This is a genomic window from Teichococcus deserti (assembly GCF_001982615.1).
GTDB lineage: Bacteria > Pseudomonadota > Alphaproteobacteria > Acetobacterales > Acetobacteraceae > Pseudoroseomonas > Pseudoroseomonas deserti.
Window position 1 is genome coordinate 1 of record NZ_MLCO01000547.1, and the last position, 3,082, is coordinate 3,082.

Annotated in this window: 4 protein-coding genes; 1 reads left to right on the forward strand and 3 read right to left on the reverse strand. The window is 71.3% G+C overall.

The annotated features are described in order from the left end of the window. Positions 1-740: Clp protease N-terminal domain-containing protein (locus BKE38_RS29950; RefSeq protein WP_278247662.1), on the reverse strand; the 740-nt coding region annotated here is incomplete at its 3' end. A 135-nt stretch (positions 741-875) separates the two neighbouring features. On the opposite strand from BKE38_RS29950, the gene BKE38_RS29955 reads away from it, so the two are divergent. Continuing rightward, positions 876-1,640: an MOSC domain-containing protein gene (locus BKE38_RS29955; protein WP_076960703.1), complete on the forward strand. Its 765-nt coding sequence runs from the start codon at positions 876-878 to the stop codon at positions 1,638-1,640. A gap of 105 nt (positions 1,641-1,745) precedes the next feature. On the opposite strand, the gene BKE38_RS29960 is transcribed toward BKE38_RS29955, so the two are convergent. Continuing rightward, on the reverse strand, positions 1,746-2,204 hold the full coding sequence (locus BKE38_RS29960) for a DUF4167 domain-containing protein (protein WP_083747974.1): 459 nt from the start codon (positions 2,202-2,204) through the stop codon (positions 1,746-1,748). A gap of 238 nt (positions 2,205-2,442) precedes the next feature. Beyond that, positions 2,443-3,082, reverse strand: a 640-nt coding sequence (gene prmC / locus BKE38_RS29965) for a peptide chain release factor N(5)-glutamine methyltransferase (RefSeq protein WP_076960705.1), incomplete at its 5' end; no start/stop codon positions are given.

Consider the following 3,082-nt stretch of genomic DNA (forward strand, 5'->3'; position numbering starts at 1 on the left):
ACCATGGCGCCCAGGTCGAGCGAGAGGACGCGCTTGTCCTTCAGCGCCTCCGGCACGTCGCCATTGACCACGCGCAGCGCCAGACCCTCGACGATCGCCGTCTTGCCGACGCCGGGCTCGCCGATCAGCACCGGATTGTTCTTGGTGCGGCGGGCCAGCACCTGAATGGCGCGGCGGATCTCCTCGTCGCGGCCGATCACCGGGTCGAGCTTGCCGGAGCGCGCCGCCTCGGTCAGGTCGCGGGCGTATTTCTTCAGCGCGTCGAACTGCTGCTCGGCATTGGCGCTGTCGACCTTGCGGCCCTTGCGGACGGCGGCGATGGCCTGCTCCAGCCGCTCGGCGGTGGCACCGCCGGCGACCAGGGCCTTGCCCGAGGGCGTGTCGCTGGCGGCCAACGCCACCAGCAGCCGGTCCTGGGCCACGAAGGCGTCGCCCGCCTTGGCCGCCTGCTGCTGCGCGGCGTCCAGCACGCGCACGATATCCGGCATGAATTGCGGCTGGCCGGCACCGGCGCCCTGCACCTTGGGCAGCTTGCCCAGCTCGGCCTCGACGCTGGTCTTGACCCTGGCGGGGTCGCCACCGGCGGCACGGATCAGCCCGGCCGCGGCGCCCTGCTCGTCGTCGAGCAGCGCCTTCAGCAGATGCTCCGCAGTGATGCGCTGATGATAGTCGCGGATCGCGATGGTCTGGGCGGCCTGCAGGAACCCGCGGGCCCGCTCGGTGAATTTCTCGATATCCATTTGTCCCTCCGATGAGGCAACCGGCCGCCCGACGCCCCTGAAAAGGCGACGCCAGGCACCGCTCGTGCTAGCGATGTGGTAGGGGAGGCCGCGTCGCTTCAAGGGGCGGGCGGCGAAAAACCAGGAGCCAGACCGATGCGCGTCGAGCATCTCTACCGCTATCCCGTGAAGGGCCTCTCGGCCGAGGCGCTGGAGCAGACCCATCTCGACGAAGGCGAATGCATCCCGCATGACCGGCGCTTCGCGCTGGTCCAGGGCGACGCGCCCTTCGACCTCGCCGCCCCCGCCTTCCTGCCCAAGCAGAATTTCGCCTGTCTGATGGCCAATGCGCGCCTGGCCTTGGTGGCCTCGGCCTTCGACGACCGGCGCGGCCAGCTGTCGCTCCGTGTCCCGGGACAGGCGCCGGTTCAGGCCGATCTCGGCACCGAGGCGGGGCGCAGGGCAGTGGCCGAGCTGCTGACCGCCTATCTGGGGGGCGAGGCGCGCGGCACCCCCTGGTTCACCGAGGCGCCCGGCCATGCCTTCACCGACCAGAGGCTGAAGGGCATCTCGCTGATCAACCTGGCCAGCGTCGCAGCCCTCGAGCAGGCGATCGGCGTCGAGCTCGACCCGCTGCGCTTCCGCGCCAATGTCTATTTCAGCGGTCTGCCGGCCTGGGCGGAATTCGACTGGATCGGCCAGGAGGTGATGCTGGGCGGCGCCCGGCTCGAGGTGTTCAAGCGCACCGTGCGCTGCCCGGCGACGCAGGTGAGCCTGCAGACCGGCGAGCGCGACCTGGATATCCCGAAGCTGCTGCGCCAGCATTTCGGCCATGCCGATCTGGGTGTGCATGCGCGGGTGGTGGAAAGCGGCAAGGTCGCGCTGGGCGACGCGCTGGAAGCGCTGGCCCCGCCCGCCTAAGGCGGCAGGGCAGGACCCGGAACAGGATCGGGGCCGCGACGGCCCCGCCCTTCCGGAGAGGCCAGCGCCCGAAGCGCTGCCCCATCCTCGAAGCGAAACCGCCCGTTACTGGACGCTTTCGCGCTGCTCCGCCGGCTCGGCGCCGTCGTCATAGCCCTGGGCCTGGCCGTTGACATGGCTCGGCACCGCTTCGGCCTCGCCCTGCGGCGCCTCGCCCTGCTCGGCACCCTCGGCGCTGTGCTGGCGGCGCGGTCCGGGATTGGCCTGCTGCGCGGCCTGGGCCATCGCGTTCAGGATGCGGAAATAGTGCTCGGCGTGCTGGAAATAGCTCTCGGCCATCACCCGGTCGCCGGCGCCGGTCGCATCGCGGCCGAGCTGCAGGTACTTCTCGAACAGCTGCTGGGCGGTGCCGCGCAGCCGCATGTCCGGTCCATTGGAATCGAACACATGGTTTCGATTCATCGGTTGATGGCTGGTCTGGCGGAACTGTCCGCCGCCGCCGCCGCCGCCGCCCCCGCCGCCATGGCGATGACCGCCACGGCCGCGCATGCGCTTCATGTTCATCGGTGTTGCGTTCGCCGTCTCACGCTCGCGCCGTCCAGGGCAGGAATGATCCCGCATGGATCATGATGCACCAGGGGGCACTTGCTGATGGTGTTGCATCGCTGCGGCGCCGGGGAGCGAAACCTGACCCGAAGATCCTGGTCTCATAGGCTGTCCCGGCGGGTCAAGCCGGGGGGCACTCCGCCCGGGTCCGCGGGGACACCCTAGCCACATGGGGCTGCGGCGCCAAACGGTTTTTTCAGCCGCGGCTCGCCTCAGGCGTAAACGGAGCCATAATCACCAGGGCCCGCGCGATGCCAGAGAGATCGTCATGCGTGCCGCGAATCGCAAGCCCCGCCGCCTCGGCCAGCGCCGCGACGGCCGGCCCCTGCCCCTCACCCAGCTCCAGCACGGCGACGCCGCCCGGCGCCAGCAGCCGCGGCAGGCTGGACGTGATGACGCGATAGGCCTCCAACCCGTCGGCGCCGCCATCCAGCGCCCGGCCGGGCTCGTGGCCGGCGACCTCGGGCATCAGCCCCGGGATAACGGCGCTCTCGATATAGGGCGGGTTGGACAGGACCAGGTCGAAGCGGCCGCCGGGACCCGGGGCCAGCGCGGCCGCCCAGTCACCAGCCAGGAAGGCGGCGCGGTCGGCCAGGCCGTTAGCGGCGGCGTTGCGGGCCGCCAGGGCGGCGGCGTCCGGGTTCAGGTCCAGCCCGACCCCGAAGGCGCTGGTCCGCTCCGCCAGCACCGCCAGCAGCAGGCAGCCGGTCCCGGTGCCGAGGTCGAGCACCCGCAGGCCGGCGCGGTCCGGCACGGCGGCCAGCGCCGCCTCGACGATGGCCTCGGAATCGGCGCGCGGGATCAACGTCGCCGGCGAGACCTCGAGCTGCAGCGTC